24 protein-coding genes are annotated in these 23,631 nt (G+C 57.3%); 14 read left to right on the forward strand and 10 right to left on the reverse strand.

All coding sequences use genetic code 11. The features are described from left to right. Nucleotides 1-99 precede the first annotated feature (99 nt). Nucleotides 100-2,631 (reverse strand): penicillin-binding protein 1A, encoded by a 2,532-nt coding sequence (locus ACSMDR_RS14655; protein WP_436468726.1) that lies wholly within the window; start codon nt 2,629-2,631, stop codon nt 100-102. A gap of 287 nt (nt 2,632-2,918) precedes the next feature. On the opposite strand from ACSMDR_RS14655, the gene pilM reads away from it, so the two are divergent. The 9 genes from pilM to ACSMDR_RS14700 all read left to right on the forward strand — a co-directional run bounded on the left by pilM (nt 2,919) and on the right by ACSMDR_RS14700 (nt 12,095). Next, on the forward strand, nt 2,919-3,977 hold the full coding sequence (pilM, locus tag ACSMDR_RS14660; protein WP_436468727.1) for a type IV pilus assembly protein PilM: 1,059 nt from the start codon (nt 2,919-2,921) through the stop codon (nt 3,975-3,977). Continuing rightward, complete coding sequence (tapN, locus tag ACSMDR_RS14665; RefSeq protein ID WP_436468728.1) at nt 3,965-4,534, forward strand: PilN family type IV pilus biogenesis protein TapN; 570 nt, start codon at nt 3,965-3,967, stop codon at nt 4,532-4,534. The genes pilM and tapN overlap by 13 nt, the downstream gene beginning before the upstream one ends. Then, complete coding sequence (tapO, locus tag ACSMDR_RS14670) at nt 4,531-5,127, forward strand: PilO family type IV pilus biogenesis protein TapO (RefSeq protein ID WP_436468729.1); 597 nt, start codon at nt 4,531-4,533, stop codon at nt 5,125-5,127. The genes tapN and tapO overlap by 4 nt, the downstream gene beginning before the upstream one ends. Further along, nucleotides 5,124-5,657: a pilus assembly protein PilP gene (locus ACSMDR_RS14675; RefSeq protein ID WP_005909684.1), complete on the forward strand. Its 534-nt coding sequence runs from the start codon at nt 5,124-5,126 to the stop codon at nt 5,655-5,657. The genes tapO and ACSMDR_RS14675 overlap by 4 nt, the downstream gene beginning before the upstream one ends. A gap of 71 nt (nt 5,658-5,728) precedes the next feature. After that, entirely contained in the window at nt 5,729-7,801 is a 2,073-nt protein-coding gene (locus ACSMDR_RS14680; protein WP_436468730.1) for a type IV pilus secretin PilQ, read from the forward strand. Between the two features lie 190 nt (nt 7,802-7,991). Then, the gene (gene aroK, locus ACSMDR_RS14685) at nt 7,992-8,510 is read left to right on the forward strand and encodes a shikimate kinase AroK (protein ID WP_005909680.1); all 519 of its coding nucleotides are present in this window, start codon (nt 7,992-7,994) and stop codon (nt 8,508-8,510) included. A gap of 14 nt (nt 8,511-8,524) precedes the next feature. After that, on the forward strand, nt 8,525-9,604 hold the full coding sequence (gene aroB, locus ACSMDR_RS14690; protein WP_436468731.1) for a 3-dehydroquinate synthase: 1,080 nt from the start codon (nt 8,525-8,527) through the stop codon (nt 9,602-9,604). After that, nucleotides 9,597-11,150 (forward strand): SPOR domain-containing protein, encoded by a 1,554-nt coding sequence (locus ACSMDR_RS14695; RefSeq protein WP_436468732.1) that lies wholly within the window; start codon nt 9,597-9,599, stop codon nt 11,148-11,150. Before aroB ends, ACSMDR_RS14695 begins: the two co-directional genes overlap by 8 nt. Nucleotides 11,151-11,219: 69 nt before the next feature. Next, nucleotides 11,220-12,095, forward strand: a complete 876-nt coding sequence (locus ACSMDR_RS14700) for a Dam family site-specific DNA-(adenine-N6)-methyltransferase (RefSeq protein ID WP_040319092.1) — start codon at nt 11,220-11,222, stop codon at nt 12,093-12,095. Between the two features lie 13 nt (nt 12,096-12,108). Here ACSMDR_RS14700 and ACSMDR_RS14705 read toward each other — a convergent pair whose 3' ends face one another. After that, entirely contained in the window at nt 12,109-12,300 is a 192-nt protein-coding gene (locus ACSMDR_RS14705) for a DUF2970 domain-containing protein (protein WP_436468733.1), read from the reverse strand. 350 nt (nt 12,301-12,650) lie between these two features. On the opposite strand from ACSMDR_RS14705, the gene rpe reads away from it, so the two are divergent. The 4 genes from rpe (at nt 12,651) to ACSMDR_RS14725 (ending at nt 15,341) form a co-directional block, all read left to right on the forward strand. Then, nucleotides 12,651-13,325: a ribulose-phosphate 3-epimerase gene (gene rpe, locus ACSMDR_RS14710; RefSeq protein ID WP_005899831.1), complete on the forward strand. Its 675-nt coding sequence runs from the start codon at nt 12,651-12,653 to the stop codon at nt 13,323-13,325. Further along, nucleotides 13,312-13,980 (forward strand): phosphoglycolate phosphatase, encoded by a 669-nt coding sequence (locus tag ACSMDR_RS14715; RefSeq protein ID WP_436468734.1) that lies wholly within the window; start codon nt 13,312-13,314, stop codon nt 13,978-13,980. Before rpe ends, ACSMDR_RS14715 begins: the two co-directional genes overlap by 14 nt. Before the next feature lie 18 nt (nt 13,981-13,998). Next, nucleotides 13,999-15,003 carry a tryptophan--tRNA ligase gene (trpS, locus tag ACSMDR_RS14720; protein ID WP_436468735.1) on the forward strand — a complete coding sequence of 335 codons (1,005 nt, stop codon included), beginning with the start codon at nt 13,999-14,001 and terminating at the stop codon, nt 15,001-15,003. Between the two features lie 122 nt (nt 15,004-15,125). Next, nucleotides 15,126-15,341 carry a hypothetical protein gene (locus ACSMDR_RS14725; RefSeq protein WP_005899847.1) on the forward strand — a complete coding sequence of 72 codons (216 nt, stop codon included), beginning with the start codon at nt 15,126-15,128 and terminating at the stop codon, nt 15,339-15,341. Between the two features lie 253 nt (nt 15,342-15,594). On the opposite strand, the gene ACSMDR_RS14730 is transcribed toward ACSMDR_RS14725, so the two are convergent. The 6 genes from ACSMDR_RS14730 to kdgK form a co-directional block, all read right to left on the reverse strand. Continuing rightward, nucleotides 15,595-16,902, reverse strand: a complete 1,308-nt coding sequence (locus tag ACSMDR_RS14730) for a TRAP transporter large permease (RefSeq protein WP_005899849.1) — start codon at nt 16,900-16,902, stop codon at nt 15,595-15,597. Nucleotides 16,903-16,904: 2 nt separating this feature from the next. Further along, entirely contained in the window at nt 16,905-17,465 is a 561-nt protein-coding gene (locus tag ACSMDR_RS14735) for a TRAP transporter small permease (protein WP_436468736.1), read from the reverse strand. Between the two features lie 52 nt (nt 17,466-17,517). Further along, on the reverse strand, nt 17,518-18,528 hold the full coding sequence (locus tag ACSMDR_RS14740) for a TRAP transporter substrate-binding protein (RefSeq protein ID WP_436468737.1): 1,011 nt from the start codon (nt 18,526-18,528) through the stop codon (nt 17,518-17,520). A 346-nt stretch (nt 18,529-18,874) separates the two neighbouring features. Beyond that, entirely contained in the window at nt 18,875-19,348 is a 474-nt protein-coding gene (locus ACSMDR_RS14745; protein ID WP_436468738.1) for a NanQ anomerase/TabA/YiaL family protein, read from the reverse strand. 92 nt (nt 19,349-19,440) lie between these two features. Then, nucleotides 19,441-20,061 (reverse strand): bifunctional 4-hydroxy-2-oxoglutarate aldolase/2-dehydro-3-deoxy-phosphogluconate aldolase, encoded by a 621-nt coding sequence (locus tag ACSMDR_RS14750; RefSeq protein WP_436468739.1) that lies wholly within the window; start codon nt 20,059-20,061, stop codon nt 19,441-19,443. After that, nucleotides 20,045-21,016 (reverse strand): 2-dehydro-3-deoxygluconokinase, encoded by a 972-nt coding sequence (gene kdgK, locus ACSMDR_RS14755; RefSeq protein WP_436468740.1) that lies wholly within the window; start codon nt 21,014-21,016, stop codon nt 20,045-20,047. The genes ACSMDR_RS14750 and kdgK overlap by 17 nt, the downstream gene beginning before the upstream one ends. A gap of 336 nt (nt 21,017-21,352) precedes the next feature. Here kdgK and kdgR point away from each other — a divergent pair, with 336 nt between their 5' ends. Then, entirely contained in the window at nt 21,353-22,156 is an 804-nt protein-coding gene (gene kdgR, locus ACSMDR_RS14760; RefSeq protein WP_436468741.1) for a DNA-binding transcriptional regulator KdgR, read from the forward strand. A 105-nt stretch (nt 22,157-22,261) separates the two neighbouring features. Here the strand turns inward: kdgR and ACSMDR_RS14765 are convergent, their stop codons facing one another. Beyond that, nucleotides 22,262-22,777: a YgjV family protein gene (locus tag ACSMDR_RS14765; protein ID WP_436468742.1), complete on the reverse strand. Its 516-nt coding sequence runs from the start codon at nt 22,775-22,777 to the stop codon at nt 22,262-22,264. 65 nt (nt 22,778-22,842) lie between these two features. Continuing rightward, nucleotides 22,843-23,604: a 2-dehydro-3-deoxy-D-gluconate 5-dehydrogenase KduD gene (gene kduD / locus ACSMDR_RS14770; RefSeq protein ID WP_436468743.1), complete on the reverse strand. Its 762-nt coding sequence runs from the start codon at nt 23,602-23,604 to the stop codon at nt 22,843-22,845. Nucleotides 23,605-23,631 lie beyond the last annotated feature (27 nt).

Here is a 23,631-nt window from a genome sequence, read left to right on the forward strand (position 1 = left end):
AGCACCAAGCGCAGCTCAGTGTGTGAGCGGCAATAAAAAAAACCGGCGCAGAGGCGCCGGTTTTTTTTTATTGCAATAGGCCCGCCAGACGGGCCTGGTTCAGAAGAGATCGTCGGTAGAGACCGGACTGTCGCCATCACCGTAATAGCCATCCTCCCCATAGACTCTATTGCCGTCCGAGATGGGGGCCGAGTAACGGGTTGGCTCTGTGCCTTCCTTGAAATACTCGGTGGTGGCATTACTGCCGTGAGTCAGGAGACCCGTGGTGGCGTCGACCGGCAGCTTGATGATGCCCTCCGGTACCGGCATCGGCTGCTCGGGCACCTTGTTGAGCGCAACTTTCATGAAGTCGATCCAGATAGGCTGTGCGGCGTTGCCACCGAATTCACCACCTGCTGTCTGGTCACGGCCCATGTTGGCGTTGTAGGCCACCCGGCCCAGGGCCCGCTGATGGTTGTCAAAACCTATCCAGGCGGTGGCCACCAGATTTGGGGTATAGCCGGAGAACCAGGCATCCCGCGATTCGTTGGTGGTTCCCGTTTTACCCGAGATGTCATGACGCTTGAGATCCCGCGCCGCACGCCAACCGGTCCCCATCCAGCCACGTCCACCCCAGATGGCCGTGGTCAGGGTGTCGGAGATGAGGAATGCACTCTGGGCACTGATGGTCTGGGGCGCCAGGTTGTTGGGCACCACGGGGTCGATGGCACACTGTGCGCGCCAGTCACCCGGCACATTGAGGTAGGCCTCGGGGGCGTTCATATTGGCGGCAGCCAGGGCGCCGCAGCCGCGGCATGCCGCGGCCGGGTTGGCGGCAAACAGCAGGGTTTCAAAGCTGTCTCTGACTTCATTGATGAAATAAGGGGTAACCTGATAGCCGCCGTTGGCGAGCATGGAGAAACCACGCACCACTTCCATTGGCGTGAATTCGGCGGCGCCCAGCGCCAGGGATTCATTGCGCTGAATGTGTTCGCGGGGGAAGCCGAACTTGATCAGGCCATCCATGTAGGTATCGAGGCCGATGGCACGCATCAGGCGCACTGACATCACGTTCTTGGATTTGGCGAGACCAATTCGAAGTGGTGTCGGACCATCGTAGACGGCCGGTGAGTTCTTTGGTTGCCACATGGGGCCTTTGGAAGGATCCCATTGGTTGATGGGGGCATCATTGATGATGGATGCCAGGGTATAACCTTGCTCAAGGGCGGTGGCATAGAGGAAGGGTTTGATGTTGGAGCCTATCTGGCGACGAGCTTGCTCGACCCGGTTGAATTTGGAGAGCTCGAAGCTGAAGCCCCCCACCAGACCTTCGATGGCACCGTCGGTCGGATTCATGGCGACCAGGGCCGCGTTGACGTCCGGAATTTGAGCCAGGATCAAGGACTCACCCTGTTCTCGTACCCAGATCTGGGCGCCGACTTTCAACACGTCTCTTGCACCTCTGGGCACATTGCCCTGGCGCGAATCGGTGATGAAGGCGCGAGCCCATTTGATGCCATCCCAGTTCAGCTCAGCCTGCTTGCCATTTTTGAGCACTATGCTAGCGCTCTTGTCCGCGAGCTTGGTCACTACAGCCGGGATCAGAGGATTGTAGGCAGGCTCCTTATTGAGGTGAGCGACTATCTGGTTGTAGTCCCATTGAGCCTCTCCCTCTTTCCAGAGCTGGGCGCTAGGGCCACGGTAACCGTGACGGGTGTCATAATCCGTGATGCCATCCAGCAGGGCCTGCTTAGCCGCTCGCTGGCGGTCGGCACTGACGGTGGTGTAGACATGCAAGCCCATGGTATAGGCGTCTTCACCGAACTGATCCACCATCTTCTGGCGCACCATCTCGGCCAGATAAGGGGCGTGGAGTGTGGTTTCGGCGCCGTGGTAGCGGGCCTTGATGGGCATCTTGCTGGCTTCGTCATACTGGGCCTGGGTGATCTTGCCGGTATCCAGCATGCGCCCCAGCACCACATTGCGGCGGGCGAAAGCGCGCTCTGGAGAACGGATGGGGTTGAGCATGGAAGGCGCTTTGGGCAGGCCGGCGATGATGGCGATCTCATCGAGCGTCAGCTCTTTTACATCTTTGCCAAAATAGACTTGGGCGGCGGCGCCAACCCCGAACGAGCGATAGCCAAGGGGGATCTTGTTGAGATAGAGCGTCAGTATTTCGTCTTTGGTGAGATTCTGTTCGATACGCCAGGCGAGGAAGACCTCTTTCACCTTGCGCACTATGGTCTTCTCATTGGTCAGGAAGAAATTACGAGCCACCTGCTGGGTGATGGTACTGGCGCCCTGTTGGGGTTTGCCCGAGACGGCCCAGACGGTGGCCGCGCGCAGGATCCCGATGGGATCTATACCGGGGTGCTCGTAGAAACGGGCATCTTCGGTCGCCAACACGGCATCGATCATGGACTGAGGGATATCGCTCAGTTGCAGAGGGATGCGACGGATTTCGCCAAACTGTGCGATCAATTCGCCGTCGCGGCTGTACACCTTCATGGGGGTGGCCAGCTTGACGTCACGCAGGGCCGAGACATCCGGCAACTGGGGTTTGATGTAGAAGTAGATACCGATGAGGCTGGCGACGCCAAGAACAGCACCGAACATCATCACTATTAACAGGCGTACGAGCCATTTCTGCATGGAAGAACTACCAATCGTCTTAAAAGTAACCAACAGGCGCAGAGTATACCCAAACTGCCCAGGAAAATTCGACATTTCCAAGCAGGGGATCGGCTGGCCAAAGAGCGCTCAGATTAGCATCCCGTACCCTTTTCACCAAGCTGCGCCAGAATGCCGGTTGTGCTGGCGATTTAGTGAAGATGTGTTATGGCTCTGATAATTAGGCAATTCTAGGTTGTGGTGCCACTCAATATGGAGTTAGCTGTTCTACAATCAAGACCACAACCCAATAACGCATGGATGTGTATATGGTTGGGCTATTCAAGAATGGAACTCTGATCCCCATGATAGGGGTTGATTTTGGCAGCCAGTCCCTCAAGGCGGTTACCCTGCATGGCAGCGCGAGCAAGCCCAGACTCGAGTCGATTGCCGATGTTCAGATGCCCAAAGGGGCCTTGATAGACTATCAGGTGCAGGACATCGAGAGGGTCAGCCAATCTCTCAAGACCCTCAAGCGCCAGCTGGTTGGCAGCAATCAAAATGTAGCGACCGCCGTGACCGGATCCAATGTGATCACCAAGGTGATACTGGTCGATGCGGGTCTTAGCGAGGGAGAGCTGGAAGATCAGGTGCAGCGGGAAGCAGAGCAGCTCATCTCCTACCCCCTTGATGAAGTCAGTCTGGACTTTGAGGTATTGGCTGGCGCTTCCGAGGCCACGCGCCAGCGAGTATTGCTCAGTGCAGCCCGAACCGAGAGTGTCAGCGGTCGGGTCAGCGCACTGGCCGAGGCTGAACTCACTGCCCGAGTGGTGGATGTTGGAGCCCATGCATTGGTCCGCGCCGTATTGGCCTGTCAGCCTGATCTCGCCAGCTTGGAAAAGCCCGTGGCCGTCATCGACATCGGGGCGAGTACCATGACTTTTGCCTCTGTGCAAAAGGGTGAAGTGACCTATTTTCGCTTGCAGAATTTTGGTGGTGACCAATACAGCCAAGCTATCTCCTCTTTTTATAACCTCCCCTTGGATGAGTCTGAGCTCGCCAAGACTCAGAACCAGTTGCCCGAGGGGCATGAGACTGAGGTGCTGCAACCGTACTTGCAGAGTCTGTTGCAGCAGGTGCGTCGCAATATTCAACTTTTTGTCAGCTCATCCGGACAACGGGAGCTCTCCAAGCTGGTGCTGACCGGGGGAGGGAGTCTGGTGGCCGGGTTAGCAGATATGCTGCATCAGGAACTATCTCTGGAGGTATTGCACCCCGATCCTTTTGCTTTGTTTGGCCATAGTGGCGGTGATGGTCGTGGTCATGGAGCCAAGTACATGACCGCATTTGGCTTGGCCTTGCGGAGCTTCACACCATGTCAAATATAAACCTGCTTCCCTGGCGTGACGCTAAGCAAAAGCGTGAGAAGACGCAATTTGGTGTGCTGTTTGGGGTTTGTCTCGCGATGACAGCATCGCTGGGATTTGCTGTGGACTGGTTCGTGAACCAGCAAGTCGCCCAGCAGCGCGGCTTGAATCAACGTTTGGTGCAGGAGATGGTCACTCTTGATGCCCAACTTGGTGAAATCCGCCTCATCAAGGATAAGCGCCAAGGGTTGCTTGCACGTATGGATCTCATCGAGAGACTGCAGCAGCGGCGTAACTTACCTGTACGCCTGTTCAATCAGTTGCCGGTCATGGTGCCCAATGGGGTCTACCTTAATACGCTAGCGTTGAAGAGTGATGTCATCGATGTGAATGGCAAGGCCGAAGCCTATGGACGGGTCGCGAGTATGATGCGGCGCATTGATGATTCCGGCTGGTTGGGGGCATCGCGCATAAGCACCATTTTTGCCTCGGATGTGGCCCCCGTTGCCCTCAGTCAGTTCTCCATGATGTTCCAGGTCACCAAGTCGCCAGCCGATGTCGCGGGAGGTAAATCATGAACCTGCAACAGCTTAATGATTTGGATCTGAACAACATTGGCGGCTGGCCAAAAGCGGCCAAACGGGTACTCATCCTGTTTGGTTGCATCTTGCTTGGCGGCGCGATTTATTACTATGTGATAAACAATTCTATGACCGCGTTGACTCAGGAACAGAATAAAGAGAAAGAACTCAAGGCACAGTTTGAGAGCAAGGCGATGCTGGCGGCTAGCTTGCCTGCCTATAAAAAGCAGCTGGTCGAGTTGGAGCAACTGGTTGATACCCAGCTCAAGCAGTTGCCCAACACCCATGAGGTTGCCGGGTTGCTTGATGACATCAGCTTCATCGCCACCGACAACGGTCTAAAACTCAATCGTATTCACTGGGAAGCCGAGGCGCCTCATGAATTCTCCACCGAATTACCAATGCGCATTGAGGTAGCTGGCACTTATCACGAGATAGGCAAGTTTACGGCAGCCATGGCGGCCCTGCCGCGTATCGTCATTCTGGACTCTTTCACCCTGAGTCATGGCGCGAACAGCGATATCATCGCCATGTCCATGCTGGCCAAAACCTATAAATACAATGGCAATGCTGGGGGGCAGAAAAAATGAGGCAGCTCACCAAGTATTGGTTTGTGTTATTGCTGGCTGGTTGTAACAGCCAAGAGAATATGGATGGCTATATCAGCCAGATCAAGGCCAGGCCACCGATAGCCATAGAACCACTGCCCGTCATAACGCCGTTCTCTCCCCTGCATTATGAATCGATTGATAAACGAAACCCCTTCAGTGAACCCCAGCCAGAGAGTCGTGCTGGCGTTGAACAAAAAGTAAAAGCAGACTGTGCCCAGATAGTGGCCAATAGACCCAAAGAGGTGCTTGAGAATTATTCGCTGGCAAGTCTGGCCATGCAGGGCACCATGGGTAAACAGGGTCAGTTGTGGGCACTCATCCGCACGCCGGATGGTCAATCCATGCGCATGGGGTTGAATCATTACATGGGCCTGGATCAGGGACGGGTCATCAGGATCACCAATACAGCGGTGGATTTGCTAGAAACAGTACCCGACGGCAAGGGATGTTGGGTAACACGAGAAACGCAGTTGGTGATGGCCAATATGGAAGCAAAAAATAATCAGTGATGAGCATGAAGCATTGCCGCTGGTGATGGTCCATCTTCTTGAAGCGAAACGATAATCAGGGATGAGCGTCGATGAGAATAACAACAGCAATAACATTCAGGGTGGCTGCGCTGTTACTGGGCAGCTTGTTTCATCCGGCATGGGCGATCCCGACCTTGCAGGAGGTAAAAGTAAACCCCCTGTTAGCCGATCAACTCTTGTTGGAGTTGAGCTTTAGCGAGCCGGTTTCAGGTTTTACCGACCGGCTGGGTTACCAGCCTAATCAGTTGATGCTGCACATCCCGGGAGCGGTAGGAGCGCTGAAGGTCAACCCACTGCCCATCAAGCAGGAGGGGGTCGACAGCGTCAAGGTCGATGGCAAAGGAACAGGACTTGATATACAGATTGCCTTGGACAGGTTGATGCCTTATCAAGTGCATCAGCAAGGCAACAAGTTGCTCATCTCCCTCGGCGACAAGGCGGCCAAACCCGTACCTATGCCTGTTACCAAGGCACCCATCATGTTACCCGCCACCAAAGCCAACACTGGTGATGCCTATTTCAACTCGGTCAAGGGGGTCGATTTTCGTCGTGGCAAAGATGGTCAGGGCGAATTTCTGGTGCGGCTGGATAACAGCTCGGCAGCCGTGGATGTCAGTAGTACAGGGCAGAAAGTGGTGGCCAAGTTTCACGGTACCCGGATCCCGGACGATCAGCTGAACCTCATCAATGTACAAGACTTCGCCACCCCAGTCTCCCAAGTTGAGGCATTTCGCCAGGGTAATGACACCCGATTCGAGCTATCGGTAAATGGCCAGTTTGATTTTCGCTACGATCAGGCGGACAAGTTGTTCATCATAGAAGTGAAAAAGCGCGCGCCAGTCGGCTCTGTCGCCAAACAGTATAAAGGCAAACCCATCTCCCTGAATTTTCAGGACATACCGGTACGAACCGTGTTGCAACTCATCGCCGATTTCAACAACCTCAACCTGGTGACCACGGATTCAGTCTCCGGAAATATCACCCTTCGCCTCGACGGTGTGCCCTGGGAGCAGGCGCTTGACATCATTCTCAAGGTGCGTGGCCTCGACAAGCGTCTCGATGACAACATCTTGCTGGTGGCCCCGGCAGAAGAGATAGCGGCCCGGGAGAAGCAGCAGTTGGAGAGCCGCAACCAAGTGGCAGATTTGGCGCCGCTCTATACCGAATATATGCAGATCAACTATGCCAAGGCGTCGGAAGTGGCGGCCCTGCTCTCCTCCGAGAGTACCAAGCTGCTCTCGGCCAAAGGCGCCGTGAGCGTGGATGAGCGTACCAACGTGCTGGTGGTAAAAGACACCGCAGACGTGATCAGCAACATCAAACGCATGTTGGATATCCTCGATATCCCGGTCAAGCAGGTGGTTATTGAAGCCAGGATGGTGACTATAGATGACGGCTTCGACGAGGCACTCGGGGTGCGCTGGGGGGTGACCAAGAATGATGGTCATGGCAATAGCACATCGGGTTCGATAGAGGGGAATGATGGTTCGGGTAATGGCACTGGCACCAATACCAGGCCCGGAGTTGAGGATCGCCTTAACGTCAATCTACCTGTCACCAACGCCGCCGGCACCCTGGCTTTCCAGGTGGCTCGTCTGGCCAATGGTACCTTGCTGGATCTCGAGTTGTCGGCGCTGGAAAAAGAGAGCAAGGCAGAGATTATCGCGAGCCCGAGAGTCACCACGGCAAACCAGAAACCGGCATTGATTGAACAGGGTACCGAGATCCCCTATGTGGAGTCCTCATCAAGCGGCGCGACTTCGGTCACCTTCAAAAAAGCCGTGCTGAGCCTCAAAGTGACACCGCAGATAACGCCGGACAACAGGGTCATCCTCGACTTGACAGTGACCCAGGATACTAAAGGCGAAACGGTGCCAACGGGGACAGGTGATGCCGTCTCCATCAATGCCCAGTCCATCACCACTCAGGTGCTGGTAAACAATGGTGAGACACTGGTGCTTGGCGGCATCTACCAGCAGACGATCAAAAACGATGTCAGCAAGGTGCCTCTGCTTGGCGACATCCCTGGCCTTGGCGCCTTGTTTCGCAAGACCACCAGCGAGAACAAGAAGCGCGAGTTGCTGATTTTTGTGACGCCCAGGATAGTTACCGACAAGTTTTGAATGCTTTACATATCGGGGTAAAACACATATAACCTTACGCCCCAATGAGGCTGGGGCGTAAGGTCTGCGGTTGCCAGTCCTGATTTCTATTGAGATAATCCCCTCCTGATCCATCGCAAGATAAGGTTCATAGGTACCCCGATCCATAGTTCATCGGGGTCGTACAGTTTGTAATTACTAATGAAAAGACATGGCTGAGAAACGCAATATTTTCCTGATAGGTCCCATGGGTGCGGGCAAGAGCACCATAGGTAGACATCTGGCAGAACAACTGCATATGGAGTTTTTCGACTCAGATCATGAAATTGAGCGCCGCAGTGGTGCCGATATCAGCTGGGTGTTCGATGTTGAAGGCGAAGAAGGTTTCCGGATTCGCGAAGAGAAGGTGATCGGCGATCTGTCCGAGCAGCAAGGCATAGTGCTGGCGACGGGCGGTGGTGCAATCAAGAGCCGCGAAACCCGCAACAAGCTCTCTGCCCGCGGCATTGTCGTTTACCTCGAAACCACCATTGAAAAGCAACTGGCGCGCACACAGAGAGACAAGCGCAGGCCCTTGCTACAGACCGAAGAGCCGCCCCGTGAAGTGCTGGAGCGTCTGGCGTACGAGCGCAATGCCCTCTATGAGGAAGTGGCTGACTTTGTTATCCACACCGATGATCAGAGTGCTAAAATCGTTGCCAATCAAATCGTCAAGCTAATCGGTATGTAATGTCGAGGACGTCCATGGAAAGGTTGAAGGTCGAACTGGGTGAGCGTTCTTACCCGATAGAAATAGCGGCTGGACTGCTGCAGCGCCCCGACGTGCTGACTCAGGCCATCAAGGGTAAGCGGGTCATGATAGTGACCAACACCGTGGTGGCTCCCCTCTATCTCGAGCGGGTGAGTCAGCTACTGGCGGACTATCAGGTAGAACACCTGATCCTGCCGGACGGCGAGGCGCACAAGACGCTGGCGACTTTCGAGCGCATCATGTCAGCGCTGCTTGAGACCAACCATGGACGTGATACTACCCTGATCGCCCTGGGTGGGGGTGTGATTGGGGATGTGGTGGGCTTTGCGGCCGCCAGCTTCCAACGCGGTATCCCCTTCATCCAGGTCCCCACCACCCTTCTCTCCCAAGTCGACTCCTCCGTTGGCGGCAAAACTGCCGTGAATCACCCTCTCGGCAAGAACATGATAGGCGCCTTCTATCAACCCAAGCTGGTCGTCATCGACACCGAGTGCCTGCAGACGCTGCCCGAGCGAGAATTCGCCGCTGGCATGGCTGAGGTGATCAAGTACGGCATCATCTGGGATGCTGATTTCTTCCGTTGGCTGGAGCAGAACATGTCTCGGCTGCAGCAACAGGACCCGGTCGCGTTGGCTCATGCCATCAAGCGCTGCTGCGAGATCAAGGCCGATGTGGTTGCCGAAGATGAGACTGAGCACGGTGTAAGGGCTCTGCTCAACCTGGGCCATACCTTTGGCCATGCCATCGAAGCAGAGCAGGGTTATGGCAACTGGTTGCATGGCGAGGCCGTTGCTGCCGGTATCATGCAAGCGGCGGCCACAGCGCAGTTGCGTGGTCAGTTGAGCGCCGAGCAACAAGAGCGGATCCGTGCCCTGCTGCTGGCTGCCAAGTTGCCGGTGAAGGGACCTGCCGATATGAATTTTGATACCTACCTGCGCCACATGCGCCGAGACAAGAAAGTGCTTGCTGGCAAGCTGCGTCTGGTATTGCCGGTGGGAATTGGCCATGCCGAAGTGGTGGCCGATGTGTCTGATGCTCAATTGCAATCGGTGATCGAGTCCGAATGTGAGTAAGTTGCTCCAATTTCCCTCTCAGCGGCAGCTGGTCGAACGGCTGCTGCATCTGATTGAATTCAATCACCCTTTTATATTCCTATCCGGTCCAGCCGGCAGCGGCCGCGCCACCCTCTGCGAGCTGTTGCTGACCCGTTTGCCTGAGAAGGTGATGGTGGTGAGCCTGATCGGTCGCCCCGACATGAAGATGGCCGAGGTGCGTCAGCTGCTGCTTGAGCAGATAGTCGACAAACCCCTGTTCAATCCCCAAGATGCCCTGGCTGACAGCTTCTTTCGCATGATGGAAGGAAAGCCTGCAACGCTGCTGCTGCTGATTGAGCGGGCGCATGAGTTGCCTGCTGAGGTGAGCAGTGAGCTTTGGACCCTGTGTCGCCACAATGACACCCTGACCAAGCCTCATCAGTTGGCGACCCTGTTGACCGGCGATGACGTCTGGTGTCGCACTATGCGCGCGGGCCTCAAGGGGCGCGCCATGCCGCCCCTTGAGCTGGAGGTCGCGCCGCTGAGCGCACCTGAGCAACGCATCTTCCTGTATGAGAAAGCAAAAGAGCAGAAGATACCGGCGACCCTCTTGCCCAAAACCAGGGTAGAGGAGATCCTGAGCCAGTCGAAAGGACAGCCGTCCATCATCATGCAGGCCCTGGAGGATATCATGACCGACAGAAGACCCAAGAAGTCGCAACCCAAGCTGCCCATCAAGCAGGTCGTCCTGGGTTTTGTTGCCGTTATCGGCATCTTGTTGGCGCTCACTTACCTGCTGCCTTCGCTGTTTTCAGACAAGCAGGACGGTCAGGAGACGGCTAAGCCGATGAGCACAGAACTGCCCGCACCCATTGCGGGGGAGAGTCCGGAAGGGGTTAGCCAGGAGGCTGCGCAACCTGGTGCGGCAGGTAATGATACCGACGCCTTGGTGCGCGATTGGAAACCAGAAAGCAAGGTCTTGCCCAAGAAAGTGGAGAGCGAGACAGTGACTGCCGAGTCAGGCAATTACGAGGGCCGTCGAATCGTGATCTCCGACGACGTGGTCGAGAAGCTGATGACAGGGCCCACCGCCAGCGGCGCCCTGCCCAGCGAAGTGGTCAAAGAGCTGACCGGTGAAGAGTCAAACACGGTCGGTCAGCCCCGGCCCAATCTACAGGCTGGTACGCAGGCCAAACAGACGACAGGCAGTCAGAGTGTGGCGGTCCCCCCGGCGACCAACACCAACATCGTAAAGGACGTCGAGCAGGCAGTGCCCGCCCCCCGGGTTGCCCTGACCCCGATAGCCACCTTGCAAAAGAAAGCCAAGACCCATTACAGCGTGCAGTTGATGGGGGCGAGCAACCGGCCGGCGGTCGACAGCTTCGTGGCTGAGAACAAGCTGGCGGGCAAGGTCTGGGTCTATCAGACCCAATTCCGTGGTAGTCCCTGGTTTGTGGTGCTGCAGGGAGATCATGCCAATCTCCAGCAGGCGAAGGCGGCCATCCGCCAGTTGCCACCCGCCCTCGTCAAAGGGCAACCCTGGCCCAAGTCGTTCGCCCAGGTACAAAAAGAGCTGAAGCCATAGCAGCAGGTCGGATAAGGGGGTAGAATCGCCCCCCTTTTTGGGTTGTTGCCTTCTTAACGCCGGATTTCCATGAAGAAAACACGCGCTTTTTTAAAATGGGCCGGGGGAAAGTATTCCCTGGTTGAAGAGATTGCCGAGCGCCTGCCAGCAGGACGTGTGTTGCTGGAACCTTTCGTCGGCGCAGGATCGGTATTTCTCAACACAGATTACGATGCCTATGTACTCAACGACATCAACCCGGATCTGATTGCGCTCTATAACCACCTCAAGCTCACACCTGAGCGGCTGATTGCCGAGGCGCGCAAGCTGTTTGTGGCTGAGAACAATCACAAGGCGGCTTATTATCGATTGCGGACCCAGTTCAACCAGACGGAGGGCAGCTTCGACCGCGCTCTTCTGTTCCTGTTCCTCAATCGCCATGGGTTCAACGGTCTGTGCCGTTACAACAAGAAGGGTGGCTTCAACGTCCCATTTGGCTCTTACAAAAAGCCCTATTTCCCGGAAAAAGAGCTGTGGTTTTTTGCGGAGAAGGCGCAGAAGGCGACCTTCATCTGCGAGAGTTATGCCGATGCCATCAGGCGGGCGCAGGCCGACTGGGTCATCTATTGCGATCCCCCTTATGCCCCCCTCTCTACCACGGCCAGTTTTACCAGCTATTCGGCCGGCGGCTTTACCCTGGACGATCAGGCGGTACTGGCCCGGTTGGCTCGTCACACGGCTGCCGAGAAAGGAGTGCCCGTGCTCATCAGCAACCATGATATTGAACTGACCCGTGAACTCTACCGTGGTGCCCGGCTCGATGAGATTCTGGTCAAACGCACCATCAGCCGCAATGGCGGCACCCGCAACAAGGTGGCCGAGTTGCTGGCGCTCTATCCCCCCGGTATCGCGCCGGAGCAGGGGTGGTATCCAGGGGATCTGGTCGAGACAGGAGCCAGCGTCTAGGGGAGGGGATGGTTTAGCCGAGTACCCAGCTAACCAGTAGCCACAGAGAGCCGACCATCAGAGCGATCAGCACGACGCCCATCAGGATGAACGCCCATGGCGAGCCGTTGGCAAAATCGCGTTGGCGATTGCGTTGGGATTGCACCCCGAACAGGGCGGCGAGGGTGCTGGTGAGCGTGTGCCACAGGGTGAGTCGTTGGTTCATTTGTGCCTCCTGGCTCCCTACAGCCTAGCCAGTTTTCGTCAAGGTATCCCCTTTAGCCCCAGAACCCGCCGAGACATCCTGCCGCTGACCCGCTCATGAAAGGCGATCCCTCCCGTTTTTCTGCTCTGATCACGGCCATATGCATCAGGCTTGGCTGCGCCAGACAGCCTGACCTGCATCACCTTCCCGGCCTGGGTGGCGCGACATCTCTGCTCGTATCGCTTCCTTGACCGGGAAAATAGGCCTCCTGTGTGGCATGAGGCGCGGTAAGCGGCAATCAGTCTCGTTTCCTGAGCCAGTTTGGGGTAAAATTGCGCCGTTTTTTCGCCTAGCTGCCAATGGATGACGTGATGAAAGACTTTCTGATAGCTCCCTCGATCCTCTCCGCCGATTTTGCCCGTCTGGGTGACGATGTTGCCAAGGTATTGGCAGCGGGTGCCGACGTGGTGCACTTCGATGTGATGGACAATCACTATGTGCCCAATCTGACCATAGGCCCCATGGTCTGCCAGGCCCTGCGTGACTTCGGTATCAAGGCGATGATCGATGTGCACCTCATGGTCAAGCCGGTGGACAGGATAGTCCCTGATTTTGCCAAGGCGGGTGCCAATCTCATCACCTTCCACCCGGAAGCGTCGGATCATGTGGATCGCACCCTTGGGCTCATCAAGGAGCAGGGTTGCCAGGCCGGTCTGGTGTTGAATCCGGCTACCCCCCTCTCCTGCCTCGAATATGTGATGGACAAGCTGGACGTGATCCTGCTGATGTCAGTCAACCCTGGTTTCGGCGGCCAGAGCTTTATTCCCGGCACCCTCGACAAGCTGCGCCAGGTGCGCCGTCTGATCGACGAGAGTGGCCGTGACATTCGCCTGGAGATCGACGGCGGCGTCAAGGTAGACAATATTCGCGAGATCGCGCAAGCCGGTGCCGACATGTTCGTGGCAGGCTCCGCCATCTTCAGTCAGCCGGACTACAAGGCAGTGATCGACCAGATGCGTGCGGAGCTTGCTCATGTCCAGCGTTAATCGTCCCTTCGATCTGGTGCTGTTCGACTTGGACGGCACCTTGATCGACAGCGCCTCCCAGCTGGCACTGGCGGTCAATCGCACCCTTGCCGACCTGGGACTGGCCGAGGCCGACGAGGCCGTGGTCCGTACCTGGGTCGGCAATGGTGCCGATAAGCTTATCTCCCGCGCCCTGGATTATCGCGGCGCTGGCGAGCAGTTCAGCCAGGCCCGCGGCCTGTTCGATCGGCACTACCAGGCTTGCCTGCTCGAAGGTCTGGCTATGTATGATGGCGTCGAGCAGAGTCTGCGACGTTTGCAAAAACTGGGTTACCGCCAAGCCGTGGTGACCAACAAGCCGAGTCACTTCGTGCAGCCAATCCTCGATGCCCTCGGCATTGCCGATTGCTTCGCGCTCTGGCTGGGCGGTAACTGTGTGGAACCAAAGAAGCCGAGCCCGACACCGCTGCTGCATGCCTGCCATGAGCTGGGTGTCAGCCCGGCGCGCACCCTGATGGTGGGTGACTCCGAAAATGATGTGCTGGCCGCTCAGGCTGCCAGCATGAAGGTGGTGGGGCTCACCTATGGCTATAACTATGGCCGCCCCATTGCCGACTCCAATCCAGACTGGGTGTGCGAGCATTTCTGTGAGCTCGATGCCCTGCTGGTCGAATAAGAACAAGGACTCCTCTCCATGGCTAAACCAATAGTACTGAGCGGTGCCCAGCCCTCCGGGCAGCTCACCATAGGCAACTACATGGGCGCCCTGCGTCAGTGGGTCAAGATGCAGGATGACTTCGATTGCCTCTATTGCATCGTCGATCTCCACGCCATCACCACCCGTCAGGATCCGGCTTCTTTGCGCAAAGCCTGCCTGGACGCTGCCGCCCTCTATCTGGCCGTCGGGATAGATCCCGCCAAGAGCACCGTCTTTATCCAGTCCCATGTGCCCCAGCACGCCGAGCTTGGCTGGATCCTCAACTGCTACACCCAGATGGGCGAGCTGTCGCGCATGACCCAGTTCAAGGACAAATCGGCGCGCTTTGAGAACAACGTCAACGTTGGCCTGTTCGGTTACCCGGTGCTGATGGCGGCGGACATCTTGCTCTATCAAGCCAATCAGGTACCGGTCGGCAACGATCAGAAGCAGCATCTGGAGCTGACTCGTGACATCTGCACCCGCTTCAACAATCTGCACGGCGAGGTGTTCACCCTGCCCGAGCCCTTCATTCCCGAAGAGGGTGCCCGGGTGATGAGCCTGCAGGACCCGACCAAGAAGATGTCCAAGTCGGATGACAACGAGGCCAACTTCATCGGTCTGCTGGAAGATCCCAAGCAGATAGTGAAGAAGATCAAGCGGGCCGTCACCGATTCGGACGAGCCTGCCGTGGTGCGCTTTGATCCGGTCAACAAGCCTGGGGTATCCAACCTGCTGACCCTGATGTCTGGCGTGACGGGCCGCACCATTCCGGAGCTGGAACAGCACTTCGAAGGCAAGATGTATGGCCATCTGAAAGGTGAGTGCGCCGAGGCCGTGGTTGCCCTGCTCGAGCCGCTGCAAGCCCGTTTCCACGCCCTGCGTCAAGATGAGACTCATCTGCAGGCCATCCTCGCTGCCGGTGCACAAAAGGCTCGGGAAAGGGCTGAAAAAACCCTGGCCAGCGTATATGATGTGGTTGGCTTTGTTCCCAGAGCCTGATATATCGGATTGTGGTGTAACCGTAGGAAGCCGGGTCTCAACCTGGCTTTCTTTGTTTCCCCCTCGGTATCTGTGATCCCCGGATCTTGAATTTATGTGGACCCCGAGTCCCAAGAGTGAGCATGTCCATCCAAGAAAAAATCTCCATAGACGAGCTGGGCGACAAGGGTCACTGGCTGCGCAAGTTTCGCAAGGCCAAGAACCTCAATACCCTGCAACTGATGGTTTCCAATGCCATCGACAGGCACCATGCCGTCCCTGCCATCGTCGCCGCCATCTACCTCGCCGAGTGCCAACGTGAGCGTGAAATGGAACAGGGCCGTTATCTGGATCGCTGACGCCATTGGCTCGGCCTGCTGTTGTGTTGCGATAGGTACCTTCCCCTGTCGGTGACGCCTGTTTCGTCTCCTCTTTGATTTGCCTTCCGTGCGTATTGTTCATACCGCAAACCGCCCGGCGGTATCCTCTATCTGCCCGTTTTCTGGCGGTGCGGCGCAGCCATGAAAAACCCCGGGTGTGCTGATCACCCGGGGCTGGCTCATTGGCTGTGTTCAACGACGGCCTCTTGCCGCAACGCTCGGCGAAGTTGTCTCAGTTGACCAGTCCCATCGCCTGGGGCAGGGCCATCGAGATGGCCGGCACATAGGTCACCAGCATCAGGATCAGAGCGATCACCACGAAGAAGGGCAGCAGTGGCTTGATGACCCCCTCAATCTTTATCTCGCCTATCTTGCAGCCGGTAAACAGGATGGGGCCCACCGGCGGCGTGATGGTTCCGAGGGAGAGGTTGAAGATCATCATGATGCCGAACTGCACCGGGTCCATGCCGAACTGGGTACAGATGGGCAGGAAGATAGGGGTAAAGATCAGCACCGCTGGGGTGGGGTCCATGAAGGTGCCCACCAGCAACAGCACCAGGTTCATGACCAGCAGAATGATCAGGAAACTGTCGGTGAAGGAGAGCAAGCCCGATGCGATCAGTGCCGGGATCTTGGTGAACGCCATCACCCAGGACATGATGGATGAGGCGGCCAGCATCAGGATCACGATGGCCGTCATCTTGGCGGTGGCCAGGAAGATGGCGGGCAGGTCGGCAGCTTTGATGTTCCGGTAGCAGACACCGAGGACAAGCGAATAGACCACGGCGATGGCGGAGGCTTCGGTCGCGGTGAAGATGCCGCCGAGGATGCCGCCGATGACCACCACGATCATCAGCAGGCTGGGGATGGCATCCAGCAGCAACTTGAGGCGCAGACCCTTGAGGGAGTCGGGCTCGGCCATATAACCACGGCGCTTGGCAATGAAGCCGGCTACCAGCATGACCCCCAGCCCCCACAGGATGCCGGGCACGTAGCCACCCATGAACAGTGCTGTGATGGAGACGCTGCCGGCGACAGTGGCATAGACGATCAGGGAGTTGCTTGGGGGGATCAGCATGCCGGTCGGGGCCGAGGCGATGTTGACCGCGGCGCTGAAGGCGGGATCGTATTTATCTTTCTTCTGGATCGGGGACATGATGCCGCCGATGGCCGCCGCCGAGGCGACGCCGGAGCCGCTGATGGAGCCAAACAGCATGTTGGCAACCACGTTGGTCTGGGCCAGCGGACCCGGCAGGAAGTTGCTGACGATCTTGGCGCAGTTGATCAAGCGAATGGCGATGCCGCCATTGTTCATCAGATTGCCGGCCAGAATGAAGAAGGGAATGGCCAGCAGGGCAAAGGAGTCCAGGCCGACGAAGACCCGCTGGGCAGAGGTCAGGATGGCGCCATCAAAGGGCAGGATCATCGCCATGGCCAGGAAGGAGGAGAGCCCGATGCTGATACTGATGGGGGTGCCGATAAACAGCAGGACAAAGGCACCGATGAACATCACCAGCGCGACAACAACCGCAATATCCATGGTTATACCTTGTGCTCGAAGGAGAGTTGTCTGGCCAACCCGTATTGGTTGTACAGGCAATAGAAGACGGTCAGTACGCCGCAAAGGGGAATGGCGGCATAGATGACGCCGATGGGGATCTGCAACGCCGAGTCGAGTTGTCCCATCTGGCGGCTCATCCCGATGTAACCTCCCACGCTCAGTACCAGCAAGGCAAATAGGGTGGTCGCCAGCTCACCGAGCATCTCCAGCAGGATGCGAACATTGTGTGGCATGCGATCGCGCATGAAGGTGATCGCCATGTGCTCGCGCAGTCCAAAGACATAGGCACTCCCGATCAAGACCAGCCAGATAAAGAGGTAGCGGGAGAGCACCTCACTCACGGCGCTTGGGTCATTGAGCAGGTAGCGGGTCGCCACCTGATAGGTGACCAGCAGTGTCATCAACGCCACGATGGCGATACAGAAATAAGAGACCAGCAGATCCACTCTTTGCTTGAACCCGGTCAGCGAGGCATAGAAGCCTTGTTGAACGGGGGGGCCGGGAGGGGCGGAGAGCATTGTGGGTTGTTGAGCGGGTTTCATAGAGGAACCTCATAGAAAGGGCTGCCATGGCAGCCCTTAGCAACAGCTGCCATTAGTTGGCCAGTGCGCGGATCTTGTTGAAAATATCTTTCTGCTCCGGGGTGACCAGCAGCGTCTCTTGCAGCGGCTTGCAGCGCGCCTGGAAGGGGGCGATATCCACTTCGGTGAAGGTGGCTCCCTGGCTGGTAGCCGTCTGCTTTGCGGTTTCCAGCGCCTGACTGAAGAGGTCGAACTCGGTCTCTGTGCTCTCTTTGGCCAGTTTGCGGAAGGTCGCCTGATCGGCGGCATCCATCTTTGCCAGGAAGGACTCGTTGGCCACCAACAGGTCAGCCACCATCACATGGCGGGTGTAGGAGAAATGCGGCGCAACTTCATACTGCTTCAGGTCGGCGTAGGTGATCTCGTTGTTCTCGGCGCCATCTAGCACCCCCTGCTGGATGGCGGAGTAGACCTCTCCCTGGCCCATGGGTACGCCGGTTCCCCCCATGCAGGTCAGCATCTTGACCATGGTGTCGGACTGCATCACCCGGATCTTCTCTCCTTTCATATCTTCCGGGGTCTTGATGGGAGCCCCCTTGACGTACATGCTGCGCGCCCCGGCGGTATAGGCGGTCAGCACCTCAAAGCCATTGCCCTTGGTAGAGCTGAACAGGGCATCCAGGGTGCCACTGGTGAACACTTTGCGTTGGTGAGCCGGGTTGTCGTAGATGTACGGCATGGCCAGCACGGAGAAGTTCTTGTTGAAGTTCTCGACCAAGGGATTGGCGACGACAGCCAGCTGAATGGCGCCGGACTGCACTAGCTCCAGGGCCGCACGTTGATCCCCAAGCAGCTCGTTGGGATGAATTTCCAACTTGTATTTACCACCGGTGGCGGCTTCGAGCTTCTGGCTGAAATCTTGAAGCGCCTTGAACTGGGGATTGTGTTCAGACTGGTTAAACGCTGTCTTCAGGATCACAGGGCCAGCAGCCTTGCTGTCTTCACCACATCCAGTCAGAAACAGACCCGCGGCGACAACTGTGCCAATCAGAGACAGCTTGGGCAGAGCATTGATGGTACGCATGTGTGTTATCCCTTGGTTATTTTGATGTCGTTCATGCTACGCGAATCCGGCCGCATTTCAGTGATCAAACTCAAGTTAATGAAATGGCGTTCCATATTTGAAGGAATGCTGAGTCAAGTTTTGTGTTTGCTGCATGTGGCATTGTCACAGTGAAGCTGAAGAGGGATTTCAATCGAGGTTTTCTATCGCGAAAAGGGGGAGCATCAGCTCCCAAAGGGCCACGAGAAGAGGAGCCGCCAGTGATGACATGGTGTCATGCGCGGAGCTGGCCTCCTGCCTCTCAATACGGCTGGAGGCAGGGGCATTCATGCAAGAGAGAGGAACGAATGGTTGCGGCCAGTGGCCATTACTGGGCGGACAGCCAGGTTTTGCAGATCTTGAACACGACTTTTTTTATCTGGGCCGAAGAGCCGACCTGGCAGGTGGGTCTGTGTACCTCGCCGGGATAGAAGATGGCGAAGTCGCCGACATTGAGCAGCAGCCGGGTGGTGATCGCCGGGTTGTCCAGGAAGATAAGATCCGGCTTGGTTTCCCGGTGGTCATGGGGGGAGGTGACAGTGGGGCTGAGGGCTATCATCTCCTGCCCGAGCAGCACTATCTGGATATCTAGGTAGCGATCGTGAAATTCGCTCTTCAGATCCGCTTCCTGAGCGGTGGTGGGGCAGGAAACGATGTAGAAGAGGGTATCCTCGATGAGATCATATTTTCCCTCTTCCCGTTGCTGCAGCTTGTGCAAGGAGAGATCGGGCCGGCTCAGAAGGCGCAACAGCGGGGGCGGCAGCATGGCGATGGCGAGTTGCTGCAGGTTACCAACGATCATGGGATGGATCCTTTCATTGAACCGGCGGCGCAGGGCTATGGCAAACCGGTCGGGGCTGGAATGATGGGCCCGTGGGACAGGCCCATGCAGGCTCAGAGCGCGGCCATGGCTTCCTTGGCAAGGACGCCGATTTTGTACCACTCGCGATTGTCGATGAGGTTGGCGGGAACCATCCAGGTGCCGCCACAGGCAAAGACTGCGGGCAGGGCAAGGTACGCCTTCACATTGCTTGGACTGACGCCGCCGGTGGGCATGAAGGCGACCGGATAGACGGCGCTCATGGCCTTGAGCATGGCCAGCCCACCGGACGGTTCTGCCGGGAAGAACTTGAGAGTCTTTAAACCCAGCTCCATGGCCTGCTCGACCTGGCTGGGATTGTTGACGCCGGGAATGATGGGCACCCCGCGGGCCTGGCAGTACTGCACTATGCGTGGGTTGAGCCCCGGGCTCACGATGAAATCCACACCGGCGGCGATGGCCTGATCGACCTGGGCCGTGGTCAAGACGGTACCTGCACCGATGATCATCTCGGGGAAGGCGTCCCTCAGTCGGCGTATGGATTCTGCTGCTGCCGGGGTGCGGAAGGTGATTTCGGCACTGGGCATGCCGTTTTCCAACAGGGCGCGACCGAGGGCCACGGCATCGTCGGCATCCTGGATGGCAATGACGGGAATGATCTTCAGGGTCGATAGTGTTTCAAGCAATGGGGACATGGGAAGCCTCGTGGGATGGGTGGTCAGGGGTGATGGGATGTGGCATTGCAGTCAGGGGGATGATGGCGCCTCGATGTTGAATGACGGTGCTTGCCAGCCGATGGGCATAGCGGGCCGAGTCGGCCATGGAGTGCCCCGCCAGCCGGGTGGCGAGGTAACCCGCACTGAAGGAGTCCCCCGCCGCAGTGGTGTCGATGACCTGTTCGCTCGTCAGGGGGATGGCCTGCACTTCGCAGCGGTACTCTGGCTGCACGATGAGACAGGGCGCGGCCCCGCGCTTGATGACGATCTCGTTCACGCCCAGTGCACGGGTACGGGTCAGGCACTGGGACTCATTGCTGTCCCCCCAGAGGGCGACCTCGTCATCCAGGGTCAGGAAGGCGAGATCGGTCAGCGCCAGCATGGCGGCATAGGTTTGCCGGGCCGCTTCCTGGCTCTCCCACAAGCGGGGGCGGTAGTTGTTGTCAAAGGCAATTCTGGCTCCGCCAGCCCGGCAGTCGGCCAGTAGGTGCAGCAGGGTCAGCCGGTCAGCTTGTGACAGGATGGCGAGGCTGATCCCGCTCAGATAGAGATAATCAAATTCATGCAGCCGCTCACCGATCCGCTTCGCTTGCGGGGTTTGCAGCCAATAACGGGCCGCCGCGTCGCTGCGCCAGTAGTGGAAGGTGCGCTCCCCGCGCTCGTCGGTCTCGATGAGGTAGAGGCCGGGCAGCTTGTGACTGAGACGCTGCACCAGCTCGATGTCTATCCCCTCCTGCTGCCACTGCGCCAGCATGGCGCTGCTCATGGGGTCAGTGCCAAGGGCACTCACGTAATGCACCGAGATGTCAGGGTTGGCGCGGGTCAGGTAAACGGCCGTGTTGAGGGTATCCCCTCCAAAATGGCGCACTATGTTGGCCTTGTTTTCGGACAACTCGATCATGCATTCGCCAATGACGGCGACCTTGATAGACATAGATCCTCCCGCGTGTTCCGCGTTGATGATGGCGTCATTCTATTTAATTGACAGGGAAGAAAAAACAATTGAAACATCATTTCATTAAAAATGTGACAATGGTCTTGTATTGATGTGAGGAAGCAAGCAGGCAAGGAAGGGTGGCCGTGCGTCGGCCGCTAGGGACGCTCTCATGGTCAGCGCGTTCGGCGAGGCTCTGGCCGATACCTGCGTGAGCGAGACCACATTCTCTATCTATTAGTAGATGATTTGACTGGATAATCGGCTCTGTCACTATGATGGTCATTTCATTTCAAATACAATGAAACAATCAATCATTTTTTTTGGAAGTGAACAATGTCGATGATAGACAACTCGCCAGAATCGGTATCATCGGTACTCAAGGTGTTCGGCATACTGCAGGCACTGGGGGAGCAGAAAGAGATCGGAGTGACCGAGCTGTCCCAGCGGATCATGATGTCCAAGAGCACCGTCTACCGTTTCTTGCAGACCATGAAGACCCTGGGTTATATCACCCAGGAGGGTGAAACTGACAAGTATGCCCTTAGCCTCAAGCTGTTCGAGCTGGGCGCCAAGGCGCTGGAACATCAGGATCTGGTGCAGATTGCCGACGAGCAGATGCATCGGCTCGGCAAGCTGACCAAAGAGACCCTGCACCTTGGGATGCTGGATGAAGACAGCATCGTCTATTTGCACAAGATTGACTCCGAATACAACCTGCGGATGTACTCCCGTATCGGTCGTCGCCGTCCGCTCTACAGCACCGGCCTTGGCAAAGTCATGATGGCTTGGTTGCCCGAAACGGAAGTGCGCGCCATGCTGGCCGGTGTGACCTTCGAGCGCTTTACCGAGCATACCCTCGCCGATGTCGATGCGCTGCTGGTGGAGTTGGCTCAGGTGCGCGAGCAAGGCTACGCCGAAGATCGGGAAGAGATGGAACACGGTCTGCGCTGCTTCGCCGTGCCTATTTACAGCCGTATGGGGCGGATCATTGCGGGGCTCTCCCTGTCGTTGCCCCTGGTGCGCTTCCATGAAGAGAACAAGGCCACCCTGGTGGCCCAGTTGCATGAGGCGGCGGCCAATATCTCTGCCGGGCTGGGTTTCCACGACTATCCATTTGGTTCTCACTCCTCACGCTGATTGAGTATCTCGTCTCAAAAAGAGCAGGCTTGGCCTGCTCTTTTGCATTTCAGTTCCCATCGACAGTGACCCGTTGCCCGTGATTGGACCCGCAGGCAGGGTGGTTCACCCCTCGATGTCCTGCGGGGCTGCCTGGTAGAGCTTGAGGATGGTGTAGCCATTGATGACGAAAAAGATGCTCTCTTGCAGGATGCCACCGATGGATCCCGCCCAGATATTGTGGGTCAGCCAGCAGAGGGTGCTGCTCAGCATGCACAGTCGCAGCGCAATGCCGTTGAGGCGAAACAAGGCGACGGTGCTAAGGGTGGTGCCGAGCAGAGTCAGCATCTGCACCGGATGCTCGATGCGGGGGATGACCAGCAGCCAGGCCAGCGTCAGAAACAGCAGCATCACGCCGGGCCCGCGATAGTAACCGGACACCCAGTTGCGCATCGCGCACAGCAGGCAGTTGATGGCGCCGACCGAGGATCCCAGCAGCAGGAAGTGCAGGCCCATCAGGGAGCCATTGAGGGTGAGGTGGAGTCTGAGTTTGTTGTCTTGGCGTTGCATGAACGCCGTGGCGCCAACGAGACAAGCCAGCAGGCCGATGGATTGGGCAAACCAGAGATTATCGAGGAACATATTGCTTTCCTGTCCGCGGACAACGACAAAAGGCGCCTCGCGGCGCCTCGTCAAACAGGGGGAAATTAACGCGCCAGCCAGCCGCCATCGACAGCGATGGTATAGCCATTGATGTAGTCGGAGGCGGCAGAAGCCAAGAATACGACCGGGCCCATCATGTCGTCCGGCACACCCCAGCGACCCGCCGGGATCCGCTCAAGGATGGCGGCATTGCGGTCATCATCGGCGCGCAGTGCCGCGGTGTTGTTGGTGGCCATGTAACCGGGGGCGATGGCGTTGACATTGATCCCCTGGTTGGCCCACTCGTTGGCCAGCAGGCGGGTGATGCCCATGACGCCGCTCTTGGAGGCGGTGTAAGAGGGAACCCTGATGCCGCCTTGATAGGAGAGCATGGAGGCGATGTTGACTATCTTGCCGCCCTCGCCCTGGGCCATGAACTGCCTGGCCACGGCCTGAGACATGAAGAACACGCTCTTGATGTTGATGTTCATCACATCATCCCAGTCCTTCTCGCTGAAGTTGATGGCGTCGTCTCGGCGAATGATGCCCGCGTTGTTCACCAGCACATCGACGCGACCGAAGTGGGAGACCGCCTGATCGACCAGGGCCGGCAGGGTGTCTACCTTGCTGACATCCGCCTTCAGGCTCAGGAAGCGACGGCCGATGGCCTCGACTTTGGCGATGGTGTCGCTGGGTTCGACAATGTTGATGCCGACGATGTCACAGCCCGCTTCGGCAAGGCCCAGTGCCATACCCTGACCCAGACCGGTATCGCAACCGGTGACGATGGCGACCTTATCTTTCAGATTGAATGCATTAAGAATCATGTTGTTACCTCTAGCCACAGGAAGGTG

This window comes from Aeromonas molluscorum (assembly GCF_051376105.1).
Lineage (GTDB): Bacteria > Pseudomonadota > Gammaproteobacteria > Enterobacterales > Aeromonadaceae > Aeromonas > Aeromonas molluscorum.

What these genes read in the sequence shown, in the direction of transcription:
- ACSMDR_RS14655 (WP_436468726.1), bottom strand. Translation starts at nt 2,631, where the DNA reads ATGCAGAAATGGCTCGTACGCCTGTTAATAGTGATGATGTTCGGTGCT.
- pilM (WP_436468727.1), top strand. Translation starts at nt 2,919, where the DNA reads ATGGTTGGGCTATTCAAGAATGGAACTCTGATCCCCATGATAGGGGTT.
- tapN (WP_436468728.1), top strand. Translation starts at nt 3,965, where the DNA reads ATGTCAAATATAAACCTGCTTCCCTGGCGTGACGCTAAGCAAAAGCGT.
- tapO (WP_436468729.1), top strand. Translation starts at nt 4,531, where the DNA reads ATGAACCTGCAACAGCTTAATGATTTGGATCTGAACAACATTGGCGGC.
- ACSMDR_RS14675 (WP_005909684.1), top strand. Translation starts at nt 5,124, where the DNA reads ATGAGGCAGCTCACCAAGTATTGGTTTGTGTTATTGCTGGCTGGTTGT.
- ACSMDR_RS14680 (WP_436468730.1), top strand. Translation starts at nt 5,729, where the DNA reads ATGAGAATAACAACAGCAATAACATTCAGGGTGGCTGCGCTGTTACTG.
- aroK (WP_005909680.1), top strand. Translation starts at nt 7,992, where the DNA reads ATGGCTGAGAAACGCAATATTTTCCTGATAGGTCCCATGGGTGCGGGC.
- aroB (WP_436468731.1), top strand. Translation starts at nt 8,525, where the DNA reads ATGGAAAGGTTGAAGGTCGAACTGGGTGAGCGTTCTTACCCGATAGAA.
- ACSMDR_RS14700 (WP_040319092.1), top strand. Translation starts at nt 11,220, where the DNA reads ATGAAGAAAACACGCGCTTTTTTAAAATGGGCCGGGGGAAAGTATTCC.
- ACSMDR_RS14705 (WP_436468733.1), bottom strand. Translation starts at nt 12,300, where the DNA reads ATGAACCAACGACTCACCCTGTGGCACACGCTCACCAGCACCCTCGCC.
- rpe (WP_005899831.1), top strand. Translation starts at nt 12,651, where the DNA reads ATGAAAGACTTTCTGATAGCTCCCTCGATCCTCTCCGCCGATTTTGCC.
- ACSMDR_RS14715 (WP_436468734.1), top strand. Translation starts at nt 13,312, where the DNA reads ATGTCCAGCGTTAATCGTCCCTTCGATCTGGTGCTGTTCGACTTGGAC.
- trpS (WP_436468735.1), top strand. Translation starts at nt 13,999, where the DNA reads ATGGCTAAACCAATAGTACTGAGCGGTGCCCAGCCCTCCGGGCAGCTC.
- ACSMDR_RS14725 (WP_005899847.1), top strand. Translation starts at nt 15,126, where the DNA reads ATGTCCATCCAAGAAAAAATCTCCATAGACGAGCTGGGCGACAAGGGT.
- ACSMDR_RS14730 (WP_005899849.1), bottom strand. Translation starts at nt 16,902, where the DNA reads ATGGATATTGCGGTTGTTGTCGCGCTGGTGATGTTCATCGGTGCCTTT.
- ACSMDR_RS14735 (WP_436468736.1), bottom strand. Translation starts at nt 17,465, where the DNA reads ATGAAACCCGCTCAACAACCCACAATGCTCTCCGCCCCTCCCGGCCCC.
- ACSMDR_RS14740 (WP_436468737.1), bottom strand. Translation starts at nt 18,528, where the DNA reads ATGCGTACCATCAATGCTCTGCCCAAGCTGTCTCTGATTGGCACAGTT.
- ACSMDR_RS14745 (WP_436468738.1), bottom strand. Translation starts at nt 19,348, where the DNA reads ATGATCGTTGGTAACCTGCAGCAACTCGCCATCGCCATGCTGCCGCCC.
- ACSMDR_RS14750 (WP_436468739.1), bottom strand. Translation starts at nt 20,061, where the DNA reads ATGTCCCCATTGCTTGAAACACTATCGACCCTGAAGATCATTCCCGTC.
- kdgK (WP_436468740.1), bottom strand. Translation starts at nt 21,016, where the DNA reads ATGTCTATCAAGGTCGCCGTCATTGGCGAATGCATGATCGAGTTGTCC.
- kdgR (WP_436468741.1), top strand. Translation starts at nt 21,353, where the DNA reads ATGTCGATGATAGACAACTCGCCAGAATCGGTATCATCGGTACTCAAG.
- ACSMDR_RS14765 (WP_436468742.1), bottom strand. Translation starts at nt 22,777, where the DNA reads ATGTTCCTCGATAATCTCTGGTTTGCCCAATCCATCGGCCTGCTGGCT.
- kduD (WP_436468743.1), bottom strand. Translation starts at nt 23,604, where the DNA reads ATGATTCTTAATGCATTCAATCTGAAAGATAAGGTCGCCATCGTCACC.